Source organism: Actinomycetospora sp. (genome assembly GCF_055612215.1).
In genome coordinates this window covers 1-4,188 of record NZ_JBVPVA010000182.1, presented here as the reverse complement: position 1 = coordinate 4,188, position 4,188 = coordinate 1, and the positions used below count along the sequence as shown (strand labels likewise).

The following is a 4,188-nucleotide window of genomic DNA, read 5'->3' as shown; positions in this document are numbered from 1 at the left end:
GTGGGACCGGCTGGTCGTCGGCGCCCTCGCGCGGTCCACGGGCTGGCTCCTGCCCGCGGCGGTGCTCGCCGTCGTGGTCGGGCTCTGGGCGCTGCGCGCCGCCCCGCGCACCGACCCGCGGCGGGCGGCCTACCTGCTCTTCGGGCTCTGGCTGCTCGCGTACGGCGTCGCGTTCACCGCCGGCGCGGTGGTCAACGTCTACTACGGGGCGACGCACGCGCCCGCGATCGCGGGCGCGCTCGGGGTGGCGTTCGTCCACGTCCGGGACGTGCGCGGGACGGCCGGGGCACGGGTGGTGACCGCCCTCGCCGTCGTCGGGACCGTCGCCTACGGGGCGGTCCTGGTGCTGGGGTCGGAACGTCCGCTGATCACCCCGGTCGTCGTGGCCGTCGTGCTCGGGCTCGTCGCGGTGGGTCTGGTGGCGGCGGCCCGACGGGGCGCGCTCGTCGTCGGGTTGGTGGCGGTGCTGGTCCTGCCGGTCGCGGCCACGGCGTGGCTGCTCGCCCTCGGGGGCGGGGCGTTCGACACGCCGTTCGAGACCGCCCGGGAGGTCCGGGCGGTCCGGGTCCTGCTCGTCGCGGCGCCCCGAGTCGCGGCGGCCACGCTGCCCGGCCTGGAGCGTGCCCGCGGCGGGACGCCGGACCTGATGGCGGTCCAGTCCTCGGCGGTCGCGTCGGTCTTCGCCTACCCCACCGGGGACGAGGTCCTCCCGATCGGCGGGTTCACCGGGACCGGTCCCTCGCCGACGCTGGACCAGCTCCGCGCCGACGTCGCCGCGGGCCGGTTCCACACCGTGCTCTCGTTCCCGAGCACCGACCCGCGGCTGGTGTGGGTGGACCAGCACTGCCGGGCGCTGCCCTCCAAGGACCCGACGTTCCGGGTGCACGAGTGTTAGGTGCGCTCCGCGCCCGTGAGCACTTTCCGGGGTCATAAGGCCCCGAAAGTGCTCACGGGCGCGAAGCGCACCTACGTGTCGAACAGCGCGCTCACCGACTCGCCGTCGTGGATCCGGCGCATCGCCTCGGCGAGCGCCGGCGCGACCGAGACGACCGTGAACTTCTCGTGGTCGCCGCCGCCGGGCGGGGGCACGGTGTCGGTGCAGAAGATCTCGGTGACCTCGTCGCGCTCGGCGATCCGCTTCAGCGCCCCCTCGGTGAACAGCCCGTGGGTGCAGGCGACCCGCACCGAGGCGACGTCGTACTCCTCGAGCCGGTCGAGCAGTTCGATGATCGTCGAGCCGCGCGCGATCTCGTCGTCGAGGACGATCACGTCGCGGCCCCGCACGTCGCCGATGATCGAGGAGATCTCGACCTTGTCGTCCGGCATCCGCTGCTTGGCCGCCGCCGCGACCGGCACGGGGTGACCCGGGGTCCCGAGGATGCGGGCGAACCGGCTCGCCTCCTTGGCGTTGCCGAGGTCGGGTGAGATCACGACGGCGTTCGACAGGTCCAGCCCGCGCAGGTGCGCCGCCAGTTCGCGGAGCGCGTGCAGGTGGTCCACCGGCACCGAGAAGAAACCGTGGACCTGCGGCGAGTGCAGCGTCATGGTGAGCACGCGGTCCGCGCCGGCCGCGACGATCTGGTCGGCCACGAGCCGCCCGCCGATCGAGATCCGCGGGGCGTCCTTCTTGTCGGACCGCGCGTAGGCGTAGTGCGGCATGACGACGGTGATCCGCGCGGCCGACGCGCCCCGGGCCGCGTCGGTCATCAGCAGCAGCTCGACGAGGTGCTCCTGCACCGGCGGGACGAGCGGCTGGACGAGGAACACGTCCCGCTCGCGGCAGTTCGCCTGCAGCTGGACCTCGAGGCAGTCGTTCGTGAAGCGGGTGAGCCGCGAGGGCGAGAGCGGGACCTCGAGCTCGCGACAGATCGCCGCCGCGAGCTCGGGGTGCGCCGAGCCGGAGAAGATCGTCATGTCGCGCACGGGGGCACCCCCTGGGCTCCGCGGTCGTCGGCCGGGAGATCACGGTAGCCGGGGTGGACCCCGGGGGTCAGGCCCTCGGCGGCGGCGACGCGGCCGAGCAGCTCGGCGAGGGTGCGGCGCTCCGCGGGCGCCAGCGTCGCCAGGACGGCGTCCTCGTGTTCGGCGGCGACGCGGCCGAGGTCGTCGTGCAGCGCCTCCCCCGCCCGGGTGAGGTGGACCGCGTACAGCCGTCGGTCGTCGGGGTTGCGGCGCCGCTCGAGCACGCCGCGCTCCTCCAGTGCGTCGACGAGCGCGACGAGGCGGGTGGCGGGCGTACCCAGCTGGGCGGCGAGGGCCTGCTGGCTGCGCCCGCCCTCCTGCGCGACCGCCCGGATCAGGCCGGCCTGCGGCGGCGTCAGGTCCAGCGCGGCGACCCGCTCGCCGAAGCGCCGGGCGGCGTGCGTGCCGAGCTGGGTCAGCAGGAAGGCGGCCCCGGTCGGGCCTCGGTCGTCCACGGAACCGGATGGTAGCGGTTGACATACCGTGCCTGAGGGTTAATCGTTCATAGTTGTAACGATCCTCGATACGAAGGAACGACGATGACCGACCCCGGTACCCACGCCCGCCGCGGCGGGCCGCCCCTGCTCGCCCCCGGCCTGGCCTGGGCGGCGCTGACGCTGGCGACGCTCGTCCTCCAGGTCGGGACCCGCCCCGGCGCGGACCCGGCGACGACGCTCGCCCTGCTGCGCGACCACACGACGACCGCGGAGCTCGCCGCGACCCTCCTGCTCGCCTCGGCCGTGCCGTTCGCGGTCTGGGTCGCGACCGTCCACCACCGCCTCCATCGGCTCGGCCTGCGCGTGGCCGGCCCGACGCTCGGCCTGGCCGGCGGGCTGCTCGCCGCGGGGATGCTCGCGCTCTCCGGTGCCGCGGGGTGGGCGGCCGCCGCGACCGCGGCCCTCGCGCCCGACGCGACCGGCGGCGTCGTCGCCCTGACCGAGCTGGCGTTCGCCGCGGGCGGCCCCGGCTTCGTCGTCGCCTTCGGTCTGCTGATCGCGGGCGTCGCGGTCCCGACGCTGCTGGGGCGGATCGGCCCGCGTGCCCTCGCCGTCGTCGGGCTCGTGCTGGCCGGCGCGGCCGTGGTGGCGGTGCTGTCGCTCGTGCTGCCCGCGCTGTCGTTCCTGCTCCCGGTCGTCCGCTTCGGCGGGCTGGCGTGGCTGGTGTGGGCGAGTGCCGTCCTGCCGGTGACGCGACGGCGGGTCGGCGGGGCCGGCGCGGCCGATGCGTCCGGCGGGGCCGGCGTGGTGCGCGAGTCGGAGGTGGCCCGGTGAGCCCCGTCGAGTCGCTCGTCCGTCGCTGGGAGGCCGCGGAGGCCTCGGGTGACGACGCCGCGACCGCGGAGCTCGTCACCGAGGACTTCCTCGCCGTCGGCCCCGTCGGGTTCGTCCTCGACGCGGCGGCCTGGCGCAGCCGGCACGCCGGGGGACTGCGGACGGAGTCGCTGACGCTCGAGGTCGGCTCGGTCCGCGAGCACGGCGACACCGCGCTCGTCGTCGGGATCCAGGACCAGCGGGCGAGCTACCGGGAGCACCGCGCCGACGGCCGGTTCCGGTTCACCCTGGTCGCGCGGCGCGAGGACGGCGACTGGCGGGTCGGCGGACTGCACCTGTCCGGGCCGCTGCCCGACGGCGGGCCGGCGTGACGCCGTCGTCGCCGATCGGCACGATCTGCCGCCCGTCGGGCCGCCCTCCGACCGTCCACCCGATCCGGGCGTTCTCCGTCCGCGAACACCGTGACGGAACAGCGCTCGACGCGGCATCGTTGGTCACGACGCGGTGACCAGCGGGTGACCGTGCGGGGTGGGCGCCAGCGCACCCCGACCACGTGCGTTCACCGGTGATCCACGTGGTCGCCGTCACGGTGCTGCAACCGGCGACACCCGGTCGCGGTGCCCACGACGACTACGATGGTCGTACGGTGTCGAGTCAACGCGCTCCGGGTGCGCCCGGGTCGCGGGGGCACCAGCCAGGGTCCGTGCGGGCCACGTCGGCAACGGCGGGGCGGTGTGCGGGAGTCCGCCGGCGCAGCAGTCAGGAGTGACGAATGTTCGAGAGGTTCACCGACCGCGCGAGGCGGGTGGTCGTCCTGGCCCAAGAAGAGGCCAGGATGCTCAACCACAACTACATCGGGACCGAGCACATCCTGCTCGGGCTGATCCACGAGGGCGAAGGCGTCGCCGCCAAGGCCCTCGAGTCGCTGGGCATCGCCCTGGAGGGCGTGCGCCAG

General features: G+C 75.2%; 6 protein-coding genes. 4 read left to right on the top strand and 2 right to left on the bottom strand.

The annotated features are described in order from the left end of the window. Nucleotides 1–895: mannosyltransferase YkcB-related protein (locus AC0CYZ_RS05105; protein ID WP_472212970.1), on the top strand; the 895-nt coding region annotated here is incomplete at its 5' end. A 71-nt stretch (nucleotides 896–966) separates the two neighbouring features. On the opposite strand, the gene AC0CYZ_RS05100 is transcribed toward AC0CYZ_RS05105, so the two are convergent. Both AC0CYZ_RS05100 and AC0CYZ_RS05095 read right to left on the bottom strand, forming a co-directional pair. Continuing rightward, nucleotides 967–1,914, bottom strand: coding sequence for a ribose-phosphate diphosphokinase (locus AC0CYZ_RS05100; protein ID WP_472212972.1), 948 nt, complete (start codon nucleotides 1,912–1,914; stop codon nucleotides 967–969). Beyond that, nucleotides 1,911–2,417: a MarR family winged helix-turn-helix transcriptional regulator gene (locus tag AC0CYZ_RS05095; RefSeq protein WP_472212968.1), complete on the bottom strand. Its 507-nt coding sequence runs from the start codon at nucleotides 2,415–2,417 to the stop codon at nucleotides 1,911–1,913. Before AC0CYZ_RS05095 ends, AC0CYZ_RS05100 begins: the two co-directional genes overlap by 4 nt. An 84-nt stretch (nucleotides 2,418–2,501) precedes the next feature. Between AC0CYZ_RS05095 and AC0CYZ_RS05090 the strand changes: the two genes are divergently transcribed. The 3 genes from AC0CYZ_RS05090 to AC0CYZ_RS05080 form a co-directional block, all read left to right on the top strand. Next, nucleotides 2,502–3,233 (top strand): DUF4386 domain-containing protein, encoded by a 732-nt coding sequence (locus AC0CYZ_RS05090; protein ID WP_472212965.1) that lies wholly within the window; start codon nucleotides 2,502–2,504, stop codon nucleotides 3,231–3,233. Then, nucleotides 3,230–3,604: a nuclear transport factor 2 family protein gene (locus tag AC0CYZ_RS05085; RefSeq protein WP_472212963.1), complete on the top strand. Its 375-nt coding sequence runs from the start codon at nucleotides 3,230–3,232 to the stop codon at nucleotides 3,602–3,604. The genes AC0CYZ_RS05090 and AC0CYZ_RS05085 overlap by 4 nt, the downstream gene beginning before the upstream one ends. 401 nt (nucleotides 3,605–4,005) lie before the next feature. Further along, nucleotides 4,006–4,188 (top strand): Clp protease N-terminal domain-containing protein (locus AC0CYZ_RS05080; RefSeq protein WP_472212961.1); only part of this gene is annotated, 183 nt, incomplete at its 3' end.

Excerpts from the sequence above, each read along its gene's own strand:
- AC0CYZ_RS05100 (WP_472212972.1), bottom strand. The coding sequence starts at position 1,914 with ATGACGATCTTCTCCGGCTCGGCGCACCCCGAGCTCGCGGCGGCGATC.
- AC0CYZ_RS05090 (WP_472212965.1), top strand. The coding sequence starts at position 2,502 with ATGACCGACCCCGGTACCCACGCCCGCCGCGGCGGGCCGCCCCTGCTC.